Source organism: Rhizobacter sp. P1_G5, assembly GCF_056405435.1.
The window spans coordinates 1-606 of record NZ_JBFUCB010001186.1; the positions used below are offsets into that span (position 1 = coordinate 1).

General features: G+C 73.7%; 1 protein-coding gene. It reads left to right on the forward strand.

The genetic code is table 11. From position 1 onward, the window contains the following. The coding region (locus AC1D12_RS34885) for a CHASE3 domain-containing protein (protein WP_477845611.1) at positions 1-606 on the forward strand (606 nt) is incomplete at both ends.

A 606-nucleotide genomic window follows, 5' to 3' on the forward strand; every position in this document is an offset into this window, starting at 1 on the left:
GACCTGGCCGGCCACGCCCAGGAGCGCCGGCGCGACGAGCAGACGCTCGGGCTGATCGACAGGACGCTCACGCTGCTGCTCGACATCGAGACCGGCCAGCGCGGCTACCTGCTCAGCGGCAGCACCGAAAGCCTGGAGCCGTACGAGCGCGGCAAGGCGAAGTTCCCCGACACCTATGCCGACCTGATGCAGCACCTGGCCACGCCGTCGGGGCCGCACGGCGACTTCGCCRCCGTCCGCCAGCGCATCGACGACCTGGTGCAACGCCGCATCGCGCTCGCCGATGCCCATGTGCTGAAGCGCCGCAGCGGCGACGTGGAACCCGCCGGCGCCGGCACCGACCTGGACGGCAAGCTCGCGATGGATGCGATCCGCGCCGAGCTCGATGCGCTCGCCGCCGTGCAGCGCGAGCACCTGGTCCGCCGCGACGCCGACGCCGCGCGGCTGCAGGCGCGCACCGCGGCGCTGATCGTCGCGCTGGCGGCCGGCGGCTGCGCGCTGATCATCGGCGCGCTGTGGCTGCTGGCCGACGAGCAGCGCCGCCGCGACCGCGCCGAGGATTCGCTGCGGCGCTTCAGCCACATGCTCGAGAGCATGGTCGACGAC